Origin of the sequence: Vibrio sp. 10N.222.49.C9 (genome assembly GCF_041474985.1) — a bacterium.
In the GTDB taxonomy this organism is placed as follows: Bacteria; Pseudomonadota; Gammaproteobacteria; order Enterobacterales; family Vibrionaceae; genus Vibrio; species Vibrio crassostreae_C.
Map to the genome: position 1 here is coordinate 12,543 of NZ_JBFRVD010000029.1, position 24,192 is coordinate 36,734.

Annotated in this window: 20 protein-coding genes and 1 pseudogene; 9 read left to right on the top strand and 12 right to left on the bottom strand. The window is 44.4% G+C overall.

Features of this window, described 5'->3' with window-relative positions; all coding sequences use genetic code 11:
• Positions 1–173 precede the first annotated feature (173 nt).
• The 3 genes from AB4585_RS12880 to AB4585_RS12890 form a co-directional block, all read right to left on the bottom strand.
• Complete coding sequence (locus AB4585_RS12880) at positions 174–1,451, bottom strand: cytosine deaminase (RefSeq protein WP_372169991.1); 1,278 nt, start codon at positions 1,449–1,451, stop codon at positions 174–176.
• Positions 1,452–1,460: 9 nt separating this feature from the next.
• Complete coding sequence (gene codB / locus AB4585_RS12885) at positions 1,461–2,699, bottom strand: cytosine permease (protein ID WP_032545811.1); 1,239 nt, start codon at positions 2,697–2,699, stop codon at positions 1,461–1,463.
• 680 nt (positions 2,700–3,379) lie between these two features.
• Positions 3,380–4,432: an HlyD family secretion protein gene (locus tag AB4585_RS12890; protein WP_372169994.1), complete on the bottom strand. Its 1,053-nt coding sequence runs from the start codon at positions 4,430–4,432 to the stop codon at positions 3,380–3,382.
• Between AB4585_RS12890 and AB4585_RS12895 the strand changes: the two are divergent.
• A pseudogene (locus tag AB4585_RS12895) lies at positions 4,431–5,261 on the top strand (helix-turn-helix domain-containing protein); the annotation flags it as partial. The gene AB4585_RS12890 and the pseudogene AB4585_RS12895 overlap by 2 nt on opposite strands.
• 10 nt (positions 5,262–5,271) lie before the next feature.
• Here the strand turns inward: AB4585_RS12895 and AB4585_RS12900 are convergent.
• Both AB4585_RS12900 and AB4585_RS12905 read right to left on the bottom strand, forming a co-directional pair.
• Positions 5,272–6,192, bottom strand: a complete 921-nt coding sequence (locus tag AB4585_RS12900; protein ID WP_372169996.1) for an urea transporter — start codon at positions 6,190–6,192, stop codon at positions 5,272–5,274.
• A gap of 82 nt (positions 6,193–6,274) precedes the next feature.
• Positions 6,275–6,934: a pyridoxamine 5'-phosphate oxidase family protein gene (locus tag AB4585_RS12905; protein WP_017061784.1), complete on the bottom strand. Its 660-nt coding sequence runs from the start codon at positions 6,932–6,934 to the stop codon at positions 6,275–6,277.
• A gap of 90 nt (positions 6,935–7,024) precedes the next feature.
• Between AB4585_RS12905 and AB4585_RS12910 the strand changes: the two genes are divergently transcribed.
• Positions 7,025–8,482, top strand: coding sequence for a PLP-dependent aminotransferase family protein (locus tag AB4585_RS12910; RefSeq protein WP_372103333.1), 1,458 nt, complete (start codon positions 7,025–7,027; stop codon positions 8,480–8,482).
• A 46-nt stretch (positions 8,483–8,528) separates the two neighbouring features.
• On the opposite strand, the gene yjeH is transcribed toward AB4585_RS12910, so the two are convergent.
• Positions 8,529–9,800 (bottom strand): L-methionine/branched-chain amino acid transporter, encoded by a 1,272-nt coding sequence (gene yjeH / locus AB4585_RS12915; protein WP_017066490.1) that lies wholly within the window; start codon positions 9,798–9,800, stop codon positions 8,529–8,531.
• A 254-nt stretch (positions 9,801–10,054) separates the two neighbouring features.
• Here yjeH and AB4585_RS12920 point away from each other — a divergent pair, with 254 nt between their 5' ends.
• The 3 genes from AB4585_RS12920 (at position 10,055) to AB4585_RS12930 (ending at position 12,172) form a co-directional block, all read left to right on the top strand.
• Positions 10,055–10,516, top strand: a complete 462-nt coding sequence (locus AB4585_RS12920) for an Lrp/AsnC family transcriptional regulator (protein ID WP_017061781.1) — start codon at positions 10,055–10,057, stop codon at positions 10,514–10,516.
• Positions 10,510–11,430, top strand: coding sequence for a LysR family transcriptional regulator (locus tag AB4585_RS12925; protein ID WP_017061780.1), 921 nt, complete (start codon positions 10,510–10,512; stop codon positions 11,428–11,430). Before AB4585_RS12920 ends, AB4585_RS12925 begins: the two co-directional genes overlap by 7 nt.
• A gap of 127 nt (positions 11,431–11,557) precedes the next feature.
• A complete protein-coding gene (locus AB4585_RS12930; RefSeq protein WP_372170035.1) occupies positions 11,558–12,172 on the top strand; it encodes a LysE family translocator in 615 nt (204 codons plus the stop codon).
• 393 nt (positions 12,173–12,565) lie between these two features.
• Here the strand turns inward: AB4585_RS12930 and AB4585_RS12935 are convergent, their stop codons facing one another.
• Both AB4585_RS12935 and AB4585_RS12940 read right to left on the bottom strand, forming a co-directional pair.
• Positions 12,566–13,729 (bottom strand): carboxylesterase, encoded by a 1,164-nt coding sequence (locus AB4585_RS12935; protein ID WP_017061778.1) that lies wholly within the window; start codon positions 13,727–13,729, stop codon positions 12,566–12,568.
• Between the two features lie 53 nt (positions 13,730–13,782).
• A complete protein-coding gene (locus tag AB4585_RS12940) occupies positions 13,783–14,013 on the bottom strand; it encodes a hypothetical protein (RefSeq protein WP_017061777.1) in 231 nt (76 codons plus the stop codon).
• Positions 14,014–14,286: 273 nt separating this feature from the next.
• Here AB4585_RS12940 and hcp point away from each other — a divergent pair, with 273 nt between their 5' ends.
• Positions 14,287–15,948 (top strand): hydroxylamine reductase, encoded by a 1,662-nt coding sequence (gene hcp / locus AB4585_RS12945; protein ID WP_017068651.1) that lies wholly within the window; start codon positions 14,287–14,289, stop codon positions 15,946–15,948.
• 101 nt (positions 15,949–16,049) lie between these two features.
• A complete protein-coding gene (locus tag AB4585_RS12950) occupies positions 16,050–17,117 on the top strand; it encodes a 2Fe-2S iron-sulfur cluster-binding protein (RefSeq protein WP_372116971.1) in 1,068 nt (355 codons plus the stop codon).
• Between the two features lie 239 nt (positions 17,118–17,356).
• On the opposite strand, the gene AB4585_RS12955 is transcribed toward AB4585_RS12950, so the two are convergent.
• Positions 17,357–18,793, bottom strand: a complete 1,437-nt coding sequence (locus AB4585_RS12955) for a glyceraldehyde-3-phosphate dehydrogenase (protein ID WP_017068649.1) — start codon at positions 18,791–18,793, stop codon at positions 17,357–17,359.
• Between the two features lie 892 nt (positions 18,794–19,685).
• Here AB4585_RS12955 and AB4585_RS12960 point away from each other — a divergent pair.
• Positions 19,686–22,250 (top strand): ATP-binding protein, encoded by a 2,565-nt coding sequence (locus AB4585_RS12960; RefSeq protein WP_372155026.1) that lies wholly within the window; start codon positions 19,686–19,688, stop codon positions 22,248–22,250.
• 31 nt (positions 22,251–22,281) lie between these two features.
• Here AB4585_RS12960 and AB4585_RS12965 read toward each other — a convergent pair whose 3' ends face one another.
• From AB4585_RS12965 to AB4585_RS12975, 3 genes are all read right to left on the bottom strand, one after another.
• Positions 22,282–22,518: a hypothetical protein gene (locus AB4585_RS12965; RefSeq protein WP_017061772.1), complete on the bottom strand. Its 237-nt coding sequence runs from the start codon at positions 22,516–22,518 to the stop codon at positions 22,282–22,284.
• Between the two features lie 166 nt (positions 22,519–22,684).
• Positions 22,685–23,311: a D-Ala-D-Ala carboxypeptidase family metallohydrolase gene (locus AB4585_RS12970; protein WP_372154994.1), complete on the bottom strand. Its 627-nt coding sequence runs from the start codon at positions 23,309–23,311 to the stop codon at positions 22,685–22,687.
• A 170-nt stretch (positions 23,312–23,481) separates the two neighbouring features.
• Positions 23,482–23,796 carry a DUF496 family protein gene (locus tag AB4585_RS12975; protein ID WP_004730049.1) on the bottom strand — a complete coding sequence of 105 codons (315 nt, stop codon included), beginning with the start codon at positions 23,794–23,796 and terminating at the stop codon, positions 23,482–23,484.
• A gap of 195 nt (positions 23,797–23,991) precedes the next feature.
• On the opposite strand from AB4585_RS12975, the gene AB4585_RS12980 reads away from it, so the two are divergent.
• A complete protein-coding gene (locus tag AB4585_RS12980; RefSeq protein WP_017068647.1) occupies positions 23,992–24,192 on the top strand; it encodes a hypothetical protein in 201 nt (66 codons plus the stop codon).

Consider the following 24,192-nt stretch of genomic DNA (forward strand, 5'->3'; position numbering starts at 1 on the left):
TGTTAACACAGTCTTTTGAGATGTACACGCATTGCTTAAGAAATTTGTGCTTTTTTTTGTCATACCGTGCGAATGTACAAGATTTACACTGATTTAGTGATAGTTTTGTCGCTTCGTCCAACACAACAAAAGGAAGCATCTCAGCTTCCTTTTGATCATTAGTATAGACGATATTAACGCTTAAAGTTGATATCTTCAGTTTGATCTAAATTTATTTTTGTTTTCGCTGGTTGAGTCTCTGCAATCACCTTACCGTGGCGTATTGAGTACTGCACTGGTACTTGGCGGCGTACTGCATCAAAGCCATTGTCAGCAAGAAGAATCAGCAAGCTACCTGGCTTACCTTCTTCGATACCGAAGTTGTCTTGAATGTTCAATGTGCGAGCAGAGTTCTTGCTGATCAAATCAAGTGAGTTGTTGATTTGGTCGTAGCCCATAACCTGTGTTACATGCAGTCCCATGTGCAGAACTTGAAGCATGTTCGCTGTGCCCAGTGGGTACCATGGGTCAAACACATCATCGTGGCCAAAACAAACGTTGATGTCTGCTGCTAGCATCTCTTTAACGCGCGTTACACCGCGGCGTTTCGGGTAATCGTCGAAACGGCCCTGTAAGTGAATGTTCACTAGCGGGTTTGCCACGAAGTTGATACCTGACATCTTCAATAGACGGAACAGGCGAGATGTGTAAGCACTGTTGTACGAACCCATTGCAGTGGTGTGGCTAGCAGTTACTTTCTCGCCCATTTCAAACTTATGAGCAAGGGCTGCTAATGTTTCCACAAAGCGAGACTGTTCGTCGTCGATTTCATCACAGTGAACGTCGATCAGACAGTCGTACTTGCGTGCAAGCTCGAACACATAATGCAAAGATTCAACCCCGTATTCACGAGTGAATTCGAAGTGAGGGATAGCACCGATAACGTCAGCGCCGATCTTCACTGCTTCTTCAAGCAACTCTTTGCCGTTAGGGTATGAAAGAATACCTTCTTGAGGGAATGCAACGATCTGGATGTCGACCCACTCTTTCATCTCTTCACGAACTTCAACCATCGCTCTTAACGCAACGAGTGTTGGGTCAGACACATCAACGTGTGTACGAACGTGTTGAACACCGTTAGCTATCTGCCATTTCAGTGTTTGCTTGGCACGAGACTTTACGTCTTCGATTGATAGCAGTTCTTTGCGCTCAGCCCAACGCTCAATACCTTCAAACAAAGTGCCAGAGATGTTCCAGTTAGGCTCACCAGCAGTTTGAGTAGTATCTAGGTGGATGTGCGGTTCACAGAAAGGAGTAACTGCAATGCCACCTTCAGCATCAAGGATGTCGCCTTGATGATTGATTTGCGCGCCATTATCGAGAATGCGAGAAAATTGACCATTTTCAATCAGAATCTGTTTCAAGCCTTCTTGGTCTTGAAGTTTCGCGTTCTTGATTAATAAGGTTGTCATAGTGTGTCCTTAAGCGGCCTGAGATTTCAGAGCTTTTTTGTTCAATAGAGGATTAAGCACGAGGTAACTGATTGCACCACCTAACACTGCGTTCAAAGGAACAACGCCAGGTAGGAAGTGACCAGCGGCTACGCCTGTTGCTACCGCGATAATGCCAGCCCAGTTAACGGTTTGGAACTCTGCATTTGCAAAATCTTTGTAACGTTTACGGTTCGCGAAGAAGTCGGCGATGATTACGCCACCAATTGGTGGAATCGCCAGCGAAAGGAAGGTTAACCAACCAACGAAGTTGTTGTATAACCAAAGTGCGAAAATCGTACCGATAATGCCGTTAATGATTGACATTGTAGTACTTGAGCGACCAGTGATGTTAGATAAACCCAAACCGGATGCATAAAGTGCATTTTCATTGGTTGTCCAGATATTCAAGCCAAGCACGATGATGGCTGGAAGCAGCAGACCTTGCGCGATCATCACATCTGAAATATCAGCCTGACCGGTTGCTGCTGCTCCTGCTGCGCCGAAGATAAACATCAGCGAGTTACCGATGAAGAACGCAACCATAGTAATTAACACTGCGCTTGCTGGCTTTTTACCAAAGCGAACGAAATCGGCCGTTAACGTACCCGCACTTACGAACGAACCTACAACCATTGCAAGAGCCATTGAAAAGTCCATTGGCGTCTCTGGTTTAATAAGTTGCAATTGCTCTAGTCCACCAACACTGTCTACCGCAGTCAGTACTGAGTAACCACCCAGAATCGCAATCGCAGGCACTGCAATCGCTGAAAGCACCATTAGCGCTTGAATGCCGAAGTACACTGTACCCGTCATCAATAAGCCAGATACGATAATCAAGGTGTTGGTATCAATGCCCGTTGCTTTTTGTACTGGAATAGCAAACATCGCAACACCCACACCAAACCAACCGACTTGTGTACCACCAAGTAAAGCAGAAGGAAGCCATGAGCCTTTAGTACCGAAAGAGAAACGAGCAAGGAGGTGGGTAGAGAGGCCAGTAGATGAGCCGATGTAGCCAAGAAAAGAAGTGTAAATACCGAGGATTAGGTTACCGATGAGAACGGCGAGGAAGAAATCGTTGAATGAAAGACCTGTCCCGAGTGAACCACCTGTCCACATACTTGCAGAGAAGAAAGTGAGTCCAAGCATTACCATGGTGAGTGAAGCGACTCCTTTCCTAGCCGATGTAGGAACCGGCCCTAGACTGTAGTTATTATCAGCAGCCATTTTTTACCTCCGCAAATGATCAAAATTAAAATTAACGGTCGCCGTATTGCAGGCAAACTTGCGCATTATGGTGATATAAATCACATAGTCAATGCTAATTTTGTCAATAATTGCCCATAAAAACCAGTTATTGCAGTAATTATCTTGTAAAACATAGGGTTATTTTCTGTCTTTATTTAAAAAAAACAAATAGAAAACGTTTTCTATAATGCGTTGGTTATCTGCTGTTCTTGGTTGGCTATGAATGCTTATTATTATACGTCTGAATGGGTGTCTGTATCGAAAAAGAGGGCGGTTGGCCAAACTGCAGGCAAAAAAATAGCCAATCGCAATAATCGCAATTGGCCTATATATTTTGTGAACAAGAATAGGTTCACTAACAACGTCAGTTGGCTAGGTGACCCTCGGCTTAAGAAGGGTCAATATATACATTGCAGTTAGTGTGCCAACTTTTAAAACCACGTAAAACGGCAGTTTTATAGCAATCTGGTGCGTATTTGAGCGTTTAATTTGCGTTTTTGAAATACCCAATTGCAAAATGCAATTGCGATTTGCAACTTTAGAGTGTTTATTCGTTTTTCGGGTTTGTGTTCTTTCTGGCGACGAATGGTGAAATAAACAAAAAGCCCGTGCGATCTAAGAGCGCACGGGCTTGGGTATTGTTTCACCAATAGGAAGTATTAGATGGAGTAGAAGAAGTACAGTTGAGACTTCATTCTAATGATGATCCCGCGTATTACGTCTAGGAACGCCATAAAGCTGATAGGCTTCTCACCGCTTACCCACGCTAATCCGACAGAGCCAACAGGAATATCGTAACCCTCTGCCTCATCAATTTTTAAACGAACAAAGTGGTGCTTGTTCTGAAGGTTTTTGCCTGTGGTAACACGAACCTGCTCATCGATACCCAGCAAACTTGCTTGCGCTTCACCAGTGGCTTCTACAATGCCTTCTACGGTTGCAGAGAACACTTTTCCTGGGTATACCGCTGTCGCAAATTCCGCAGGTTGACCGACCTTAATATTACGAATCGCTTGGTGGTTAACTCGCATCAGCACGTACTTCTCTTCGGTATACATCTGGATACGAGGCATCATTGAAACGCGCTGACCTTCACGAAGAATAAAGTTCGTTACAAAGCCGTCAGTCGGTGCCGTGACTTTGGTGCTGTTCAAGTCCCATTGTGCTTGTGTCAGTGTTGCCTTTGCTGAATCGACCTCAGTTTGCTTCTTGCTCACATTGGTTTCAGCTTTGTGGATGTTCAACTTCGCATTCTCGGCATCGACTTCTTTCTTGCTAAGCTGAGATTCCAATGTCGTAACGTTATACGTCGCTAAGTCTACCTTTGCTGTTTGTTGGTCGATGTCAGTTTCAGTGATCGTATGTTCTACCACTTTGTTTTGCTTCTGGTAACGATCAAGCGTCTTTGACTGCAGTACTAAGTCTGTTTTAGCCGAATCTATTTGTGCGACTGAAGCTTTGATGTCTTCAAGCGCCGATTGATAGCTGACTTTTGCAATGCTCACTTCTTGACGAGCTGTGTCTAAAGCGACCTCTGCAGATTCAAGTTGAACGCTGGCTTTGTCTCTTGCGATGACATATTTAGTGTCATCAATTTCGTAAATTAGCTGTCCTTCAGTCACATCCTGGTTTGGGTCGATGTGGACTTTGGAAGTTTTTCCCGACACATTAGTTGAATCGGGACGCAGCTGAATATGTGGAGACTGAACCACTGAGCCTCCCGATATTATCTTGAAGCTGGCTGATAGAGTGGATATTGAAAGGCTAGGTCCTCTCTCTAACTGGTTTTTCTCGGGGCACGATCTGGCGTCGTCTATACGCCGAGTTAACATCGGGTTGCACTGTTTGCAGTCCGGGGCTTTTCTATATGGCGCTCAAGTCGGTAATTTCATCAAATGGTGCTACGACAATCCTGCTTATACTGAGGTGGGTAAAGTTCATGACTCAATTCGAGTTGCCATCTTTATGATGAAGATATTAAGGCGTTACTTGGGAGACGACTTTACTCCCGCAGCCGTCTCTATCGCAGGTTATCGCGAGAACACTCAACTCTATCAAGAGTATTTTGGGTGCAATATTCAGTGGGGCCAGCCACGAACTGAAATCTGGATACCAAGCCAGTCGAGGTTATCGAGCAATCAAGCCCCTTCTAGCGGCAAGATGAGCTTGGCAATGAACTTTCATGACTTAGATAATTACCTCAACATGCCTGATGCCGCGGATGAGCATAAGGTGACCTATGAGATGATCAATTACAGTCGCCATTTCGGCCTGCCAACACTGCATAAAGTGTCGAGTTTGCTTGGGTTATCTGAACAGCAATTTCAACGTCGATTGCATAACTTAGGCATCAACTTTTCTACCATTATGGGCTATGCGTTAAGTAATGTGGCGGTGGAGTTGTTGATGTATTCAGTGCCAATAGATAAAGTCGCGACGAGGCTCGGCTATACCAATGTCGCGAGCTTTAATCGGATGTTTAAGAAACATCGAGGTTTGACACCCAAGCAATATGTTGAGCGCCTAAAAACTGGCCTGTAACTATTCAGAGCTAACTTATGGTTCGTTTATGGATCAGGCTGGACAAGTAAACCATCCCCCAAGTACTCAAAATGAAAGGGGCGGTGAGTGGTAACAGTGACAGTTCATGAAAACCAAGTGTGATGAGACAGCTTAACAGCATGCCTAATAGGATTAACGGCCAACGGATTCGCGGATAGGGCACAAGTGCTAAAGTGGCAAGAATGGCGTTGTACCCGTAAAGACCTTGGGCTACCAGTTCGTTAGAAGCGCCAATCAACCCGCTAAATACGGTGCTAATTATTACTGCGAGCATAACCCAAATGGCATGCTTGATATTGTTGAGTGCGATGGCGACTAAGATAACGAGCCCCGACAACGCATTTTCGATGAAGCTGACTTGGCTTATCCCTTTTAACAACGGGATCACCACTGTCGGCAGGTTGAACCACGAGTTAGCCTCAATACTGATGAGTGGCATCAGTGCGGAATCAGGTGCAGAAAACGCTGACAGCTCAAAGGTTGATTGGATAATATAAATCAGCCAAGTGGTGAGGATAAAGGCGCTAGTGTAACCGCGATATTTCTCAAAACTGAATACGATGTGGGCAATCGGCACCGTGAGTAATGCACCTAACGCAGTCACTAAAGCCAATAATGGTGTCACACCAAAAAAGTTACCGATAAATAAACCAATCAAAGCGCCATTTAGCGCGTACATTCCACTATCAATGTCGTCAACTGACTTGTTGGTGTTGGTGTACATATAGCCATAGAAAGCTAATGCATAGCTGCAACTGGCGCCAAGTAAGGTAAGAAAAGCCAGCGCCAGTGACTCAATAGAAATGGCAAGCAACAGCAAAGTCGACGTCATGATAGACGGTGTGAAATAGACTTGCCCAATGCCATTGAGCAAGCCTTGAAACGGCAGAATATCCTTGTTCGTTTTCATCGTCTGATTACATTATTGAGTCATGTTAAATTTTTGTAATTCAGATTGTATACAATTTTATCAAGTTCACCATCTTCGAGTGTTAATTCTGATACCAGCGTTCACCATAAGCTTGTTGGTAATCTGGTGTTTCAATGATGCCTTCTTGTTCTGGAACGGTTTCTAACGGCCCAACAACAGTTCTATAGGGTAATACGCCAGCCCAAACTGGAATGTCCATATCGGCTTTATCATCATTCACTCCATGTTTACCAATCTTCACGGAAGCTTCTGTTAAAGGTATCGCCAACAACTCGGTCGCAGTGAGTTCTTTTTCATTACTGAGCCTCACTTCATCGGTTCTGCCCGGTGCGATTTGCTCAATAAAGATATTCAACAAGCGATCCTTTTCTTGATTGTCATCGATGACTGAAAATGACCCCAATACCACAGCAGAACGATAATGCGCACTATGATGAAATGCCGAACGAGCCAGCACCCAACCATCGAACAAGGTGAACGTTAAACAGGTTGGTTCTCCCTTTTTTAGTCCTTTTAGTAGGCGACTGTTTTTAGCTCCATGAATGTAGACTATATCACCCACTCGCCACGCGAGCATCGGGATGACCATTGGTCCTTGTTCGCCCTGCAATGCAATGTGTGCGATTAAGCTCTCATCAATAATTTGGTGCAGTTTCTCTTGTTCAAATACGGCTTTGTGAGCCCCTTTTTTAATCGTGGTTCTTTTCGTGTTAGATAACATAATCGCTCCTTAATCATTGCCTTTTGATTAATGTAGCGATTAACTGGTCTATTAAATAGAGCCACTTTTAAACACTATTTGGATCCAGTTATGCAGCCTATCGATGTCGGTGATCTACAGTTAGACGAACAACACGGCACGCGTCAAACCGCCTTGTTCCACGCGATAAGAGAGAAGATCGTTCAAGATTTATGGAGCAAGGGCAGTAAGTTACCTTCAACACGTAAGTTGGCTGTCGAGTTATCGGTGAGTCGAAATACGGTGATTTATGCGTACGAACAACTGGTTACTGAAGGCTATATCGAGAGTAAGCAAGGCTCAGGGTTTTATGTCTCGGTTGAACAACCAGAACACTTTCTAAGTTTGTCTAAGCCAAACAGTGTTCAGGATCCGAAGGTCAAACAAACAGTCAGTAAACCGAGTACAAACATAGCGACACCTAACGACATTAACCGCAGCTTTGCCCCAGGAGTTCCTGACTTAGATGCGTTCCCTTTTGCGAAATGGCAGAGGTTGCTGCAACGTCACTCTACACGTCAGAACATTGCGGGCAATCAAGAGGTTCAGGGAAGCTCAGCCTTGAGGGAAGCGTTGAGTGGGTATCTTGCAAGCAGTCGTTCCGTTCATTGTAATGCCGACAGAATCATCATCACCGCAGGTGCGCAGCAAGCCATCTCAATCGGATTAATGGCAACGTTAGCGATGGGCGACAAAATCCTCGTGGAGGAACCCGGTTATCGACAAGTACATAAAATTATCGATCTGTTGAGACTAGAGTTAGAAGGTGTAAGTGTGCGTGAAAAGGTGGGGTTGGATATTGAGAAAGTGTTGGCCAGTAATGCTAAGGCTCTGTATGTCACACCGAGTAACCAATACCCAATGGGCACGACTTTAAATACTGAGCAACGCCTTAAACTGATCGACTGGGCCAATCAACATCAGTCATGGATCATTGAAGATGACTATGACAGTGAGTTCCAGTTTGCTCATCGCCCTTACACCAGTATGCAAGGCTTAGCGGGTAAACTCGGGTTTGATGAACGAATCATTTATGTTGGTTCGCTGAGTAAAGTCATGTTCAACGGACTCCGCTTAGGTTACTTAGTGGTACCAGAAAGTCTGGTGGCGAAGTGTCTTGAGATCAAAGACGCGCTTACTGGAGACACGGCGTCCCACACACAGGAAGCTTTGGCGGATTTTGTTCGAGAAGGCGACTTGCTGCGTCATATTAGAAAGATGCGTCGGTCATACAAACTCAAGTATGAAGCCATGATAGAAGCGATTGAAAGCGAGTTTAACGGTGATCTTGAAGTGATCAGTCAGGCGGCAGGGCTACATGTGACCGTGAAGTGGTATCAAGGTATATCTGAACATGAGTGGAGCCGAAGAGCTGATCTTCAAAATATCATCATTCGTCCGTTTGATTTTTATGAGTACGGTTCGAGTGATGCTCGTGATTGGAGTGGGGCGGTGCTAGGGTTTGGAAATATCCGTCTGGCTGAGATAAAGCCGAAGATCAAACAGATCGCTCGGCTTTTTTATCAGTGATATTGGTAGGTATCGTTTACAGCTTGTCGATTCATCATTTATCGAGTTACAACTTGTCGATAGAGACGGTGGGTTTACCTTTACCTAGCCACTTCCGCCAAGGGAGTGACAATGTCACAAAAACAGTCACAGCATAGAGCATCGACCAACTTAAACAGATAAACACCAAGGTACAGATGACCAATGAAAGCATGGCAGTGTATCTAGATGCGCCTGTTAGTAATCGGCAAGCGGCTAACATTGCGAGCAGATAAACCAGAACAAAAATACCGTTGGCGAGCTTGAGAAAGAACTCAAGGTCTAAATTAGACAGCTCACCAATCACACACGAAATAAGCACGACAAAGCCAATTGCTAACGTTGGGTAGAGCGGTACGCCGCGGCTGTTCAGTTGAGCCATTCGACTTGCAGGGCTGTGTTGGCGGGCCTGAGCCCAGATCATCCGAGACAGGCTTTGTGTGTAAAGGTTTAGGCTGGCAAAGCAAGCAAAGAACCCCAGCACGCTGATGACGGTTTTGAAGCCATTACCAAACAGTTGTTCTGTTACCCAAGGGATGGATGCGGCATCGAATTCAGATGAACCGAAAGCACCCAGCTTAAGAATCACTACTGAGCAAGCCCAGTACACTAGCCCCGCAACAAAACAGCCTGCAATGATGGCGATTGGGAAGTCACGTTGTGGATTTTTGAATTCCTCTCCCATGTGAGCAAAAGCTTCTATTCCGACAAAGCACCAAAACATGACAGCTAAAGCAGCGCCGATAGACCACATTGAATTGGATGAGATGGCAGGAAGAGCAACATCGGTTGCCGTGATGTCGGCTTTCCAAACAAAAGCGCTGACTAAGGCAAAAATCGACAATGCGATCACGGTTTGCAGTCGGCCAGAAGATTTACTGCCCATCAAATTGACGGCAATAAGCAGGGCGACGGTAAAGGATTGAGCACCAAGTGGTGTATCGAGAGGTGCGGGTAACAATTGTTGAGCAAAACCACCAGCCAGTGCAATGGCCGCTGGAATACCGACAGGAATAACACTCACAAACAACCACGCCACGCTTGTTTCTAATCGCTCGCTAAACGCCTGGCGCACAAAATAGGCAGTACCACCTGCATTCGGGTAGCGTTTTCCTAATGATGCGAAGGTCAGTGCAATCGGGCAAATAGCGATAAACAGGATTAACCAAGCGAGAAGAGACAACTGTCCTGCAATGCCTGCTGCGATCGCAGGGATCATAAATAATCCAGTGCCTAGCAAGGTCGTCGAGAGTTGTCCGATTCCTGAAATAAGCGTGATTTCTTGTTTGAGTTGTGTCATTCGCTCTCCTAGCTATTTGATTCTGGTCACGGTCTTCCAGTAACTTTCTTCTGGTGTGTGAGAAGTTATGATTGAGAGCATACATTGTTGACATCAATAATACAGCTAGCGAAACGTCGTAAGACACCGTCATTTTAACGGTATTAATCCGATTCAGTGTGAAAGTGTCGGCTGTCAGAATGGCTGTTATAAGTAGGAAAGTTGTGTCAAATTAGGCGTTATAAATAGAACAATAAATGAAAAGAATCAGAAGCATGGATAAATTTGATCGCCAGATTTTGGATATTCTCAAAACCAATGCACGATGCTCAGTGAGCGATATCGCCCGAGATGTCAGCCTCTCGCGCTCAGCGGTGAACGCCAGAATCAAGAAACTGGAAAGCGACAAAGTGATTACGGGCTACTGCGCTCAAGTGGCAGAACCCAACCAAACGAAGAATGTGTGCGCTTATATCTTGTTGAAGTTCGACATGTCGAGTAGTGACCATAGTTGTGAGTCTTACGCGAAACAAATCCAGAGTATTGATGAGGTGCAATGGTGCCACTCTATTAGCGGTGAGACAGATATGATGTTGTACGTGGAAGTGGAAAGCATGGAGAGCTTGAACCGAGTTCGCGATCAGCTGCAAAGTTACCCGGATCTTCGCCACTTAATGACTCATACGGTTTTGACCGAGTTTTTCAACAAACAGAATGCGACGGTGCATTCATGTTAGGCAATATCAACTTAAACCTACTGCGTTCACTGCATGTACTTCTTGAAGAGTGTCATGTGAGCCGTGCCGCCCAACGTTTGCATATCACACAATCCGCGGTGAGCCGTCAGCTCAGCCAGTTACGTGATTTGTGTGGCGACCCTTTGCTGGTCCGTGACGGCAACAAACTGGTGCCGACCAACCGTGCATTGCTACTCAAAGGTAAACTCGACGACCTGCTTGGCGAGTTTGACCACCTGTTAGATGATAAACCCTTCGAGCCGCAAGACTGGCAGGGTGAATTGGTGTTGTCTTCGAGTGATTATGTCGCTCAGTATATTCTTCCTGTGATTGTGGCAGAGGTGTCTGCTGAAGCGCCGAACATTAATTTGGCTTATCGATTGTGGCAGCCAAACTACCTTGAAGCACTGAACGAGTCTGGGATTCATTTGGCTTCCAGTATGTTTCCCACAAAGCCAGAACATGTCTCAAGTATCAAACTTGGTGAAGATAAGTCGGTGTGTTTGATGCGAAAGTCGCACCCGCTGGCTCAACAAGCGGTTTTGAGTGCAGAAGATATTGTTCACTACTCTCACATCAAAGTGACGGGTGGTGGAGATAAAGACAGTTACGCGGACATAGCATTGAAGAAGCAAGGGCTGAAGCGAAGAGTGGCTTTACAGGTTCCGTTCTTTTCATCTGCTGGTACTGTGTTATTGCAAGACGACTATCTGATGATCGTGCCAGAACATATCGCCTATAACCTAGGTCGACACCTCGATACTACCTACTTTTCGTTGCCATTTGATACGGAAATGCATACCTATTGGTTAATGTGGCATCCTAAATATGACAACGACTCTGCCCACAAATGGGCGCGAGAAAAAGCATTCCAAGCCATGCAAAAGTCGAGTTACAATATCAGTATGACTTGAAATCATAGGTGTGATGATAATCTTTGATTTCAAATAATACCTCCTGCGAATTATGGTAAGTGCCAAGTATTGAGTATTAAGCGTAGAGCGTTCAGCTGGAACGCTTTATTTTATTAGGAATGGAATGATGACAGTAACAATTTGGTTTTCTTTATTAGCGATTTGCTTGTTGGGTGCAATGTCTCCGGGCCCAAGCTTGGCGATGATCGCTAAACACAGTTTGGCTGGTGGCCGTATGAACGGGCTTATCGCAGCTTGGTCACACGCTGCTGGTATCGGTATTTATGCGTTCGCAACCATTGTTGGTTTAGCCGTTGTGCTTGAGCAATCCCCAATGTTATTTAAAGGTATTAGCTTAGCGGGGGCTGCTTATCTGCTTTATCTTGGCGTTAATGCGTTACGTTCGAAAGGTGGTGTTGCCGCGAAATTAGAAGCGGGTGAAAAGATGAGTTACATGCAGTCTGCTCGTGAGGCTTTCTTGATCTCTATCTTGAGCCCAAAGATCGCATTGTTCTTCATCGCTCTGTTTAGCCAATTTGTAGCGCTAGGTAATGAACTGACCAATCAAGTGATTATTGTCTCAACGCCGCTGATTGTCGACGGCCTTTGGTACACCGTTATCACCTTGGTACTGTCTAGCCCGTTGATTGTTGAACGTATTCGCTCGAAAGCTCAGTTGATTGATCGACTATCTGGCGTGGTGCTGATCCTGCTTGCTGTTCGCGTGGTGTGGACGATATAGCAGTAAACGATAAGAATAAGTAACTAGGGTCTGTTAACTTTTAGTGGTTAAATTTTGTTCGAGATAGAATCGTTTTAGGCGCGGCAAGGAGTATGTAGCCTAGTCATTCTAAGTTAATACTTCTTAACAAAGCATAAAACGATTCTAGCCGAACCCTTCGGGCAGCCTTTGTGGTTCATTTCTACTGCGTTATCGGCTTCTCATGTAGGCTAGCTACACTTCAAAGCCTCTGCCTTGTAGAAATTTCCCACAAAGTGCTGCAAAAATCAGCTCTAAAGGTCAACAGACCCTAGACGTTCACCAGAAACGACACTCATTAAAAAAGGCTCACTAGACGTTATCTAGTGAGCCTTTTTGATTTCTCTGGATTAGCTTTTGGAAGACTTGAGCTTATTAGCCTTCAGAGTTCAGTACGGCATCTAGCTTCGCCATCGAGTCTGAGAAGTAGGGGTTGTAGGTCAAACGCGCATGGTTCTTCCCTTCTTCACGATAGCCCCAAGCTGAGTACCAAACCTCACTGGTTGCATTGCATTGTTCTTCAAACCCTTCTGCCTGACCATTGGAGCAAATCTTCTCGCTACCATTGATTCCGTAATAAGGGTTGTTTGGTGAGAACAGTAAGCCCATGTGAGAGCCGTTCGAGATGCGTTGCTCTGGGATCTTCATGCTGTACTGAACAGCGCGAGGATCCTCGAGAGTCGTCTCTCCTTGCCAAACCAACACATTGTTTGGATTCGGCATAGATTCAGTAAAGGCTTGCTGAACGTAGTTGGTGTCAATCACGCTGTCGCCTTCACTCATCATAATAAAAACTGGTTTATCGAAGTGTTTATCTTGTAAGTCACCACGTACGACTTCTGATGTCTCGTAGTAAACCGATGCACCATTCATTGGCAACGAGTTGTAACGCAACACATTGTCTTCAGGATCTTGATCCGCCCAAGTGACAAAGTAGCTTGCTAGTCCCGCGTATTGAACGGCAGACGAGCTCGGTTGAAACGCAGGTGAGAACAGCAGTAACCCAGAGATCTTTGGATCGTTCATCGCCTGTGAAGTCACGAGGTTCGCGCCGGTTGAATAGCCGCCTAGCCAAACAGAATCATACTCTTGCTCAAGTAACTTCGTATGATGAGCCACCACACCTTGCCAATCTTCTAGGCTCGGCTGCATTAAATCACCCACGCGACTGCCGTGACCCGGAAGTAATACGGTTCTCACTAAGTAACCTTGCTCTGCCAAATGGGTAGCGATGTCTTTAAATGAGTAAGGTGAGTCGCCTAATCCATGAACCAATAATACCGCCTTGCCGTTTGGCGAGGTTGGTTGATACTCGGTTGGTGAATTGAGTTGGATCTCAAGTTGCTTGTCTTCCGTCATGAACACGCGGTTTTTCAATAACCAATCTTGTGTGTCATTGACGTAGGCATCAAAGCTGTCTTGCTGATAGCTAGGCAAGTCTGGAGATGTTTCGTAAGCGGGTATCGGTGTCTCGTTGGAACAACCAACGAGACTTAAAGTCGTTAAGGCCAGCAGTGCTAGGAGGGGCTTTCTTTGCATTATGTAATCTTGTCTCTGTTGTGCTTTCACTATGTCTGAAACTAAAGTTTAGGTTACTTTTTGCTTGAAAGGTCTTCGTATTCACCTTCAATAACACCGGCATCATTGGTTGATGACTGACGAGTGTTCATATGAGCTGCGAAACCTTGTTTCTTCATTTGATTCTGAATGCGCTTGCCAGTAATTAAAGCTGCAATAGCTAAAGGAATAGCAAGGATCAAGCTTGTGAATAACGCCAAAAGGCCAGTAAACAATGCAACAATCGTAACTAATATATTTTTCATATTCATTCCTCTTTTTCTATGTTGTTACTTTATCGCTTCTATTCTGAACGAAACATGAACGCCGTTAATAAATCTCTGAGAGTCACTATGACACGGATGTGTGCTGTTAGGGAGTTTATATGTAGTCATAATCACGCACTAAAAACATGGAATAAAACTAAGTTTAATAAAATCAATATGTTAAAAGTTGGCACGCTTGATGCTCTATAGGGGTTGGAATAAGTCACTGTAAGCAAAGTACTTACAGTTAATAAAAATTACTGGAGCCCTTATATGTTCTGTATTCAATGTGAACAAACAATTCAAACCCCAACCGTAAAAGGCTGTTCTTTCGCACAAGGTATGTGTGGTAAAACTTCGGAAGTATCCGACCTTCAAGACGTGTTGGTGCATTCTCTTCAAGGTGTTTCTTTTTGGGCCAATTTGGGCCGTGCGTGTGATGTTATTGATACTGAAATCGACGAGTGGGCGCCAAAAGCGTTTTTCGCAACACTAACCAACGTTAACTTCGACCCTGCTCGTATCATCGAATTCGCACAACAGTCCCATGAATTCAAGCAGCGTTTAGAGCAACAGGTTCGCGCGGCAGCGACATTGATTGGTTTTGAGATCCCAGCGCTTTCTGCTGCTGCTCAATTCGACCTTCCAACGGACTCTTCAGAGCTATTGGCGCTTGCCCCTCAAGCGGCGGTAAACCGTGGTCACGACTCTCAACACGAAGATGTGATTGGTCTTCGCCTTCTTTGCCTATACGGTCTAAAAGGTGCAGCAGCTTACATGGAGCACGCACGTGTTCTTGGTCAAACTGATAATGCTATTTTCGCTGAATACCATGAAATCATGGCGTTCCTAGGTACAGATCCATCAGACCTAAAACAACTGTTAGATACGTCTATGCAGATCGGCTTAATGAACTACAAGGTCATGGAAATGTTGGATAAAGGCGAGACAGATACCTTCGGTCACCCTCAACCAACAACCGTGAATGTGAAGACGAAGCGAGGTCACTGTATCCTTGTTTCTGGTCACGACCTGCATGATCTAGAAAAGATCCTTCAACAAACGGAAGGCAAGGGCATTAACGTTTACACCAACGGTGAGATGCTACCTGCACACGGCTACCCTGAACTAAACAAGTACCCACACCTTGCGGGTAACTACGGCAGCGCTTGGCAGAACCAGCAAAAAGAATTTGCGAACTTCCCAGGTGCGATCGTAATGACATCTAACTGTCTGCTTAACCCAGATGTGGGCTCGTACGCTGACCGCCTATTTACGCGTAGCATCGTAGGCTGGCCGGGTGTTGCTCACCTTGAAGGTGACGATTTCAGTGCAGTGATCGATTGTGCTCTTGCGCAAGAAGGCTTTAAGCATGACGAGATCGAGCAAATGATCACTGTCGGTTTTGGTCGTAACGCCTTGATGGAAGCAGCGCCTGCGGTTGTTGAACAAGTGAAAGAAGGCAACATCAAACACTTCTTCCTAGTGGGTGGTTGTGACGGCGACAAATCTGAACGTAGCTACTACACAGATTTCACAGCTCAAGCGCCAGAAGATTCAGTAATCCTGACATTGGCATGTGGTAAATTCCGTTTCAACAAAAACCAATTCGGCGACATTAACGGTATTCCACGTCTGCTCGATGTTGGCCAATGTAACGATGCATACTCAGCGATTCAGCTTGCTCTTGCGCTGTCTCAAGAGTTTGATTGTGGCATCAACGAACTACCACTAACACTTGTTCTTTCTTGGTTCGAGCAAAAAGCGATCGTTATCCTGCTTACTCTGTTCGCACTGGGTGTGAAAGGTATCTACACAGGCCCAACAGCGCCTGCATTCCTAACTGAAAACCTACTAAAGATTATTCAAGACGAGTTCGATATGCGTTCTATCTCAACGCCAGAGCAAGATCTTAAAACAATCTTAGCGGCTTAATCTAAGCCCACTCCCAAGCCCCGTTGTTGCTGTTCTCTAGGAACGTGCAGCGGCGGGGCTTTTTAGATTTAATTCTTTAGTATCAGTGAGGTGTGTGAACTATGTATGCATGGTCGGATAGCGATTCAATCAATTTAGTGTGTTTAAAGAAATGGCACGAGACGCCAGATACGGTCAGCTTTGAGCTTGGCAGTATTCCACAAGATTTACATTTCAATTTTAAGCCCGGTCAGTTCATCACCTTGGGTTTAGATATGCCGACGAAAACGGATTACCGTGCTTATTCCGTGGCTTCTTGCCCCGAAGATAACCGCCTGAAGTTGACGGTCAAGCGTGTGGAAGGTGGCTTGGTTTCGAACTTTATTGTTGATGAGCTTGATGAAGGTGACGAGGTTTCTGTGTTGAAGCCGGCAGGCTCGTTTAACTGTATTGATTGCATGCCAACGGCAACAAAGAAAGTAACGCTAGTGAGTGCGGGCTGTGGCATTACACCCGTAATGGCGATGGTAAAATATTGGCTGTCTCAAGACAGTGACAGTGACAGTGACATTGAGATTGATTTCGTCCACATGGCACGCAACAAGCTTGAGACTATCTACTTTCAAGAACTTCATCAGCTCGATGAATCACATGCGAATTTCAACTTAAAACTGCTGTTAAAAGACAACGAAGGAACAACCGCCCCTCAAGGTCGTTTAGATAAAAACTGGTTGGTGAAACTGAGCCCAGATATCTTAGATAGAACGGTTTACCTGTGTGGGCCTGTCGGCTTCATGCAAGATATTGAGAGTTATCTGAAAGAGCTTGAGTTCAACATGGATAACTTCTATCAAGAAAGCTTTACTCCTGCTACTCAGGATGCTCAATCAGAAGCGTCAAACGCCGAAATTGCTGACGATACGAATAGTGCTGTTAAGGTATTTGTGCCTGCGTTCGGCGCTGAAGTTGAAGCGGAAACTGGCACACCATTGGCGGATTCATTAGAAAAAGCAGGCGTTCCAATTATTATCGCTTGTCGTAGTGGGATTTGTGGTTCGTGTAAATGCAAAGTGACCAAAGGATCTGTGGAATCAAGCAGCCAAGAAACATTGACGCCAGAGCAGATTGAACAGGGCTACGTGCTTGCATGTTCAAGCTCGATTCAGTCAGATGTTGAGGTTGAGTTATAACAGACGTAAAGCTGTGCAAGAGTGATGAAGACAAGATCTTATTATAGCGATAAAAGTTAGGGCGCTAGATGTAAAAAGGCCACCTAGATCAGTTAGAGAGAGCAGATCTAAGTGGCAACCCTCTTGTTTATACGGGGGAGTAAAACAAAAGGGGTTGCGAAGTCCATACAGACTTCGCAGATATAGTTATTATGTTGTGGAGCTTGTTGCGATGGACGTATCTACAAGAGCGAAGTTAATTAAACTTCTGGGTATGTCTTGTAGCGTACACCCATCATCTGTTCCATACAGTGAACAACTTGGCAGCTGTAGCCAAACTCGTTATCGTACCAAATGTACAGCACGGCACGGTTGTCTTGTGCGATAGTCGCCACACCGTCAACCACACCTGGGTGACGAGAGCCAACCAAGTCGGTAGATACAATCTCAGTCGAGTCTGTGTAATCAATTTGTGCAGACAAAGCAGAAGACAGCGCCATTTCACGCAGGTACTCGTTCAACTCTTCTTTGTTTGTGCCTTTCTCAAGGTTTAGGTTCGCAACTGCCATTGAAACGTTTGGCGTAGGAACGCGAATCGCATTACCTGTTAGCTTACCTTCCATTTCCGGCATCGCTTTTGATACTGCTTTAGCAGCGCCAGTCGATGTCAGTACCATGTTCAATGATGCAGCACGACCACGACGATCACCCGAGTGGAAGTTATCGATTAGGTTTTGATCATTGGTAAATGAGTGCACCGTTTCGATGTGACCAGACAGCACGCCAAACTTGTCGTGAACCGCTTTCAATACTGGCGTGATTGCGTTAGTAGTACAGCTTGCTGCAGAGATGATGGTGTCTTCTGGCTGAATAACATTTTCATTCACACCAAATACCACGTTCTTGATGTCGCCTTTACCAGGTGCAGTCAGTAGCACTTTCTTCGCACCGTTACACGCAACGTGTTGGCTCAGGCCTTCCGCGTCACGCCATACGCCTGTGTTATCAACCACAAGTGCATTTTCAACACCGTAAGCCGTGTAATCCACTTCTTCTGGTTTGTTTGCGTAGATAACTTGGATGAAGTTACCGTTAACGATGATCGCTTTGCGTTCTTGGTCTACAACAATGCTGCCGTTGAATTGGCCGTGTACAGAGTCACGACGAAGCAGGCTTGCACGTTTTTCTAGGTCGCCATCTTTGCCGCCGCGTACAACGATTGCACGTAAACGCAGTGGGTACCCCGGGCCACTTTTCTCGATCAACAGACGAGTTAGCAGTCGGCCAATACGACCAAAACCGTACAATACAACGTCACGAGGTTCTGTCATTGCATCGCCTTCAAGCGATTCGATAAGTGCAGTTTGTAGGAAATCATCCAACCCATGTGTGTCTTCGCGATCTTGCCAGAATGAATGCGCAAGGCGACCAACATCAATACGACATGGAGATAAGTCCATAGAGAGAAGGTGTTGAATGATAGGTTGAGTCTGTTCTGCTGTAAGAGGAGAACCAGTGTAACGTTTTGCGATGCGGTGAGCTTTGATGATGTCGATAGTTGTCGCGTTAACTAAGGTCTTACCAAAGAGGATAACTTCTACGCCTTTTTGACGGTATAACTGACCTAAAGTTGGAGCGATGGATTCAGCAATGGTTTGACTAGTTTGCCAATCTAGGAGGTGCTTTTCGGGACTCATCTTTACTCGGGACCTTTCACGTTAAGTTTCTGCATTCATGGCGGTTGTAGGGAAGCCAATCAGCATAGGGGATTTGAGGCATCAGTCTGTGGTCTCTATTGCCACTTAAATGTGCTGATATACCTTGTGTGTAACTTGTAATTTTTATGTGGCAGGATTGTAAGGTGCGACGGGTTATTCTGCTAGGAAAAATAAATGCAGACAAAATATCTGTAAATTGGCTTTATATTAGCCATAAATCAAGATTTGAACGTAGATAAAGACTATTGACTTTAACAATCTGTAGCACTTATTTTTCGTCAAAAAATACTCAATTCAAAGGGTAATATGTAATACAGGTCATATTGAACATTAAAGGTGTGATCGCTAACTCAAGTTACACGTAAACAGTAAACGATAAATAAGGGAATTAACGAGTATTGATGTTCGACCTTTGAATAAGCCTAGCTTGAGTGTGAAAAGTGCATCACGCAAACGATTGGATGTCACAATTTTAACCTAACTATCCACTTTGTTAGCACGCAGAGTCATTATTCACAGTCTAGTTGAGCCGCAGAATGTGGATGTGTACTTGTTATGCCGGTGATAATAACTGGAGAAAACGTCTTTTGTTTACCTTTTGCTCACTGAAACCTCGCTTGTTTAAACCAGTCTTAATAAAGCACGCCTTTCCGCTTTAAAGCACTTTTCTGGATACCAGTTGGCTTTAATTTTTCGTTCTGGGCTCAGAGTATCGTTTGTTCATATCCAATTTGATCAATAACCCTCTGTTAATGTCCTATTCTTAATTTGGGTTAGGTAAATTACTTTCGGGAAGGGAGTCGTTATAAAAATGATAAACATGTCAATTAGATGGCGTCTTATTTTTCTTTCCACGGTTTCTGTACTCATTATGTTCGGGTTTACAGTGAATGAAGTGCTTAAGAACGATGAGAAGATGAATCACCTTGAAACAACGCGTATTAAGGTCGAAGCGCTTCAATCTTTTAATACGGTTTCAAGTGATGCTTATCGATGGTTGGTGCTGTCTAATGACTCCCCTGAGAAAGGTCAGTTGCTTTTAACACTGCAATCAGAACTGGATAGACTGACTCAGTATGGAATGCGACTTCAACGGTTCGACAGCAATTGGAGTATTGACCCTCAGTTAGCTGAATTGAAAAAGTTGTTGATGATCCTAGCTAGTACACCTGAAACGACAGACAGCAGAAAATTGACAGAGCGCGCTTTCGACTTGTTAAAAGACGTGCTGATGGAGCTGTCTGAATATCGTATGGCCTTAGTCGATGAAAATATCGGTCAAGCTGAAGCGATGTTTATCAATCTTACGCATTATGTGTTTTGGACTCAGAGAGAAGCGTGGTTAAGCTTCAGTTTGAATCGCTCCCCAGAGTTTAAAAACCAATACTTGCTTAGCTATGTCGCTGCTCTAGAGAGGCAGCAACAGCTATTAGATACATTTTTCCGTTCGGATACGCGTTCTCCAAACATTAGACAGTTGCTAAACGCGGTCGCCAAAGATGATTTTCAAGACAAATTTATATCTCGAATCCTCAAAGGGGACTTTTCATCACCCGAAATATATCAACACTTGAAAAGCTTAGAGGTTAAAAAACGGGCTATTTCAAACGCGATTGGCGCTTACACCAATCAAATACAGTTTGAACTGACCAAGAATATCGCGTTGCAGAAAAGGCAAACCTTGGTCATGACGTTGCTTATACTCATCGCTTCTGGTGTTTTGATGTGGCTTGGGGTTGCGACATCTCTGCGCTTAAACAGAAACCTGTCGATTATCTTGAAAGGTTTGTCGGAATGCGCTGATAGCTACGGCCAGCCAAAGGTGATTCGTATCCAAGGGAACGATGAGCTTGCCGAGTTCACTGAAACCCTAAATCGAGTGATGGAACGCAACTATCTGCACAACAAAGAGTTGATAACAGCAAAAGAAGACGCGATTTCGGCTAACAAAGCCAAAAGCGCATTCTTAGCAAATATGTCACATGAAATACGCACGCCACTTAACGGGATCATTGGCATGGCTGAGATCTTATCTCAAAGCCAACTGAGCCCAAATCAACAAGAAGTACTGGGGGATATCGAATCGTCCTCTCACTCTTTACTGGTGCTGCTGAATGACATACTCGACCTGTCTAAAATCGAGTCGGGTAACTTGATGTTGTCACCACACAATGCTGATTTGCGAGAAGCGGTTTATGACTCTGTGAGTGTGATTCAGTCGAAAGCGATAAGTAAGGATATTGAGCTCGACATCAATATCGATTATCAAACGCCGTCACAACTGTTTTTCGATGAGTACCGCGTGAGACAGGTGCTGACCAATCTGCTTTCTAATGCCATCAAATTTACGTCTAAGGGCACAATTACAACTGACATTGCTTATACACCTATGTCTATGGGCAGGGGCAAGCTTGAATGCAGCGTGTCTGATACCGGGATTGGGATTGAGCCCGAGAAGTTAGAGTCCATATTTGAACCTTTCACTCAAGAAGATGGCAGCATTACCCGTCAATTTGGCGGTACGGGGTTAGGGCTTGCGATTTGTCGACAGCTTGTTGATTTGATGGGTGGTTACATTACCGCGCGTTCAGTGAAAGGAGAGGGCTCTACATTCACTTTTTGTTTGTATGTCGATGTTGTAGAAGCGCCTGTTCAAACTTTCGATAACCTGAGCCGAGCGACCATCATCTCGAACTCTTTCAATTACCTCGATCAGCTCGTTAAAGAGTGTGAGCGTTTGAATGTTCGAGCCAATGTGGTGTCATCCATTGCTGCCCTTAGTGAAAGTGTAAAAGAAAGTGACTTCATACTTTATTGTCATACCTTGCACCACTCTATGGAAAAAGATCTTGCGACGTTGAAGGTGATATATCCTCTTGCTCGCGTCATCGTTTGTCAGCATCACCTATTTAAAACCAACCTAATCAGAGAAACGGTCCACTCGACTCATACCTTGCCATTCTTGGGCCGACGTTTCTTAACCAGCTTACAATCTCTCGATGTGGGCGAAGAGCAAACGCCTCAAGTGGAAGCAAAAGATGAAGAAGTTCGCTCTCTGAATCGACGCATTTTGATCGTTGAAGACAATCTGATGAATCAAAAAATAGCGAGCTTCTTCCTTGAGCAAGCGGGTTATGAATATTTGATTGCCAGTAATGGCCAAGAAGCGGTGGATGTCATCACCCAGGGTGCTCAGTTTGATGCAGTCTTAATGGACTGCATGATGCCTGTTATGGATGGCATAACGGCGACTCGTGCGATACGTCAGTGGGAAGCCGATCAACAAGTCACACCATTACCCATCATAGCTTTAACCGCCAGTGTTCTAGAAGAAGACATCAAAGATTGTTTTGAAGCCGGTATGAACGCCTACTTACCTAAACCCTATAAATCTCACCAGCTGTACGATCTTTTCAGTAGCCTTGATATTGTCTAGGGCTCCCGTATCAAGGCTAGCGCGGCGCTACTTAACGAACTTCCAATCCAAGGTTGTATTGTGCAAGGCAACGACCGACATAGCTGATGTTCAGCAAGGCTGCGACTAAGATGGTGCTGATGTGGGCGACGATTTGAATTGGCAGTGAGAAGTGATCGGCCATTGGATAAGCAACAATAATACTGAGAAGCATAAGCAAGGTTGTGATAGCTAGACTGAAGTTTGAAACAGAAAGCAGAGTTTGAAAGCGTTGAGTCATCGTCTTCATATTGAATTCCTAATTGCTATTAATAATTATGATACTTGTTATTAATATCAATTAGCGTTCCGGTTTTAATTTACATTTAAAATCATAATCTTATGTAATTTCGCTTGTTTTTAGAGTCTAAGTGACACGTGCGAATTGCAGGTCTTTATGACTTGATCGTGTTTCTTTACCATTGTCTAAACCCACAAGTATCGATGTGGAATCGAACACCTGAATATAAACCAAGCCCAACATTATTTTTTTGCCCGAATTCCGAATGAATATTTTTAAGTTTCACGTGTAGATCTTCGCGAGTAATGTCATTTGCAGGCACTAGGTCTAAGGCACAAAACTCTAAGTGCTTACTTCGCAGTGCACCACCAGCTTGTTGATTGTAGATATCGGTTCGCTCTCCAGATACTGGTATAACAACACCGATTTCAGGCTCAATATATTGTTGTATGTATTTCAAGGTATTGATCATGTTAGGCACGTTTTTCTTATTGGGAAGGGTAAACAAAGTGGTGTTACTCATTGCCCAGTCTGTTCCTTGAAGTAGCACTAAATGCAATGGCATACTTTTGGTCACACCAGCATCTTTGAGCTGTTGCCCAACTTCCTTTACTTTATCTTCTGCATGATTAAGAAGCATCCAACCTCGAAATGCCGATCGAGTCGGAACCTTGTAACCATGAACATCTACTACGAGGTCGTCGTAAGTGATTTCTGTCTCTTCAGTGTAAAGTCTCTCAAATTCTTCGGGGTAGGGCTGAGTTGATGATAGCGCTAAGGTAATCAGAATACTTGCGTACATAGGGTCACTCCATTGCTTGCGTTTACTTAGTAACTTACCTTCACTTGATAACTTGCTGTCACCAAATCATTTACGTTCAATTAAGTATAGACGATAGAATTTACGTACAAAAAAACCCACTACAAAGAGTGGGTTGCTAACATTATTGCAAGTCAATTTACTCGGTTAGATTACTTCTTACCTTGGGTTTGCTTGTCTTCTTCTGTTAGTTCACGAATACGACGGCTGATATCGCGACGCGCTTTAGAAATCTCTGCGCTCTTAATGATGTGGTCATCAACACGGTCTTCGTAGTCTGCTTTCATGTTTTTGATAATGCCTAAGATTTCGTCATGAGTCATTTCTGGCTTGATGTAATCAAGTAGGTTATCAAGGAGGTCGACACGCTTGCGGTTGTCGCGAACTTTCTTTTCGTTGTCTAAAAGTTCACGCTTAAGTTTGTTCTTACGTCGTGCTTGGTTAACAATTTCAAATACGCTGCTCATAGATTCCTTTTCCTATTCGTCAAATACGTTGTCTGCTTCTGATTAAAGCACATCAATTGATGATGTAACAGTCTTTAGATCAAAGCAAAAGTAAGGTTGTTTAATTATTCGTCACTCTCGCTGATGTGTGATTGTTTTTATCTTACCGTTCAAGTTAGTATCCCATGTAGATACTGCATTGATACGAAATGTGAAATGAATCAACAACAATTGGAAAACGAAGAATTGGACGACAATGTCACTGAATCTTCAGCAGAACAAAACAAGCTTCGTGATGCGTATGTACAAGAGCGTACTTATTTGGAAGTCGTGGAAATAGAGCTAAACCGTTCTAAGATCATAATGATTGATGAACAGGGCAGAAAGAAACGAGTACCAATTTTGTCTGAACACTAG

Bases quoted from the DNA above. Each gene is read 5' to 3' on its own strand.
- AB4585_RS12880 (WP_372169991.1), bottom strand. From the start codon at position 1,451: ATGACAACCTTATTAATCAAGAACGCGAAACTTCAAGACCAAGAAGGC.
- codB (WP_032545811.1), bottom strand. From the start codon at position 2,699: ATGGCTGCTGATAATAACTACAGTCTAGGGCCGGTTCCTACATCGGCT.
- AB4585_RS12900 (WP_372169996.1), bottom strand. From the start codon at position 6,192: ATGAAAACGAACAAGGATATTCTGCCGTTTCAAGGCTTGCTCAATGGC.
- AB4585_RS12905 (WP_017061784.1), bottom strand. From the start codon at position 6,934: ATGTTATCTAACACGAAAAGAACCACGATTAAAAAAGGGGCTCACAAA.
- AB4585_RS12910 (WP_372103333.1), top strand. From the start codon at position 7,025: ATGCAGCCTATCGATGTCGGTGATCTACAGTTAGACGAACAACACGGC.
- yjeH (WP_017066490.1), bottom strand. From the start codon at position 9,800: ATGACACAACTCAAACAAGAAATCACGCTTATTTCAGGAATCGGACAA.
- AB4585_RS12920 (WP_017061781.1), top strand. From the start codon at position 10,055: ATGGATAAATTTGATCGCCAGATTTTGGATATTCTCAAAACCAATGCA.
- AB4585_RS12925 (WP_017061780.1), top strand. From the start codon at position 10,510: ATGTTAGGCAATATCAACTTAAACCTACTGCGTTCACTGCATGTACTT.
- AB4585_RS12930 (WP_372170035.1), top strand. From the start codon at position 11,558: ATGACAGTAACAATTTGGTTTTCTTTATTAGCGATTTGCTTGTTGGGT.
- AB4585_RS12935 (WP_017061778.1), bottom strand. From the start codon at position 13,729: ATGCAAAGAAAGCCCCTCCTAGCACTGCTGGCCTTAACGACTTTAAGT.
- AB4585_RS12940 (WP_017061777.1), bottom strand. From the start codon at position 14,013: ATGAAAAATATATTAGTTACGATTGTTGCATTGTTTACTGGCCTTTTG.
- hcp (WP_017068651.1), top strand. From the start codon at position 14,287: ATGTTCTGTATTCAATGTGAACAAACAATTCAAACCCCAACCGTAAAA.
- AB4585_RS12950 (WP_372116971.1), top strand. From the start codon at position 16,050: ATGTATGCATGGTCGGATAGCGATTCAATCAATTTAGTGTGTTTAAAG.
- AB4585_RS12955 (WP_017068649.1), bottom strand. From the start codon at position 18,793: ATGAGTCCCGAAAAGCACCTCCTAGATTGGCAAACTAGTCAAACCATT.
- AB4585_RS12960 (WP_372155026.1), top strand. From the start codon at position 19,686: ATGTTCGGGTTTACAGTGAATGAAGTGCTTAAGAACGATGAGAAGATG.
- AB4585_RS12965 (WP_017061772.1), bottom strand. From the start codon at position 22,518: ATGAAGACGATGACTCAACGCTTTCAAACTCTGCTTTCTGTTTCAAAC.
- AB4585_RS12970 (WP_372154994.1), bottom strand. From the start codon at position 23,311: ATGTACGCAAGTATTCTGATTACCTTAGCGCTATCATCAACTCAGCCC.
- AB4585_RS12975 (WP_004730049.1), bottom strand. From the start codon at position 23,796: ATGAGCAGCGTATTTGAAATTGTTAACCAAGCACGACGTAAGAACAAA.
- AB4585_RS12980 (WP_017068647.1), top strand. From the start codon at position 23,992: ATGAATCAACAACAATTGGAAAACGAAGAATTGGACGACAATGTCACT.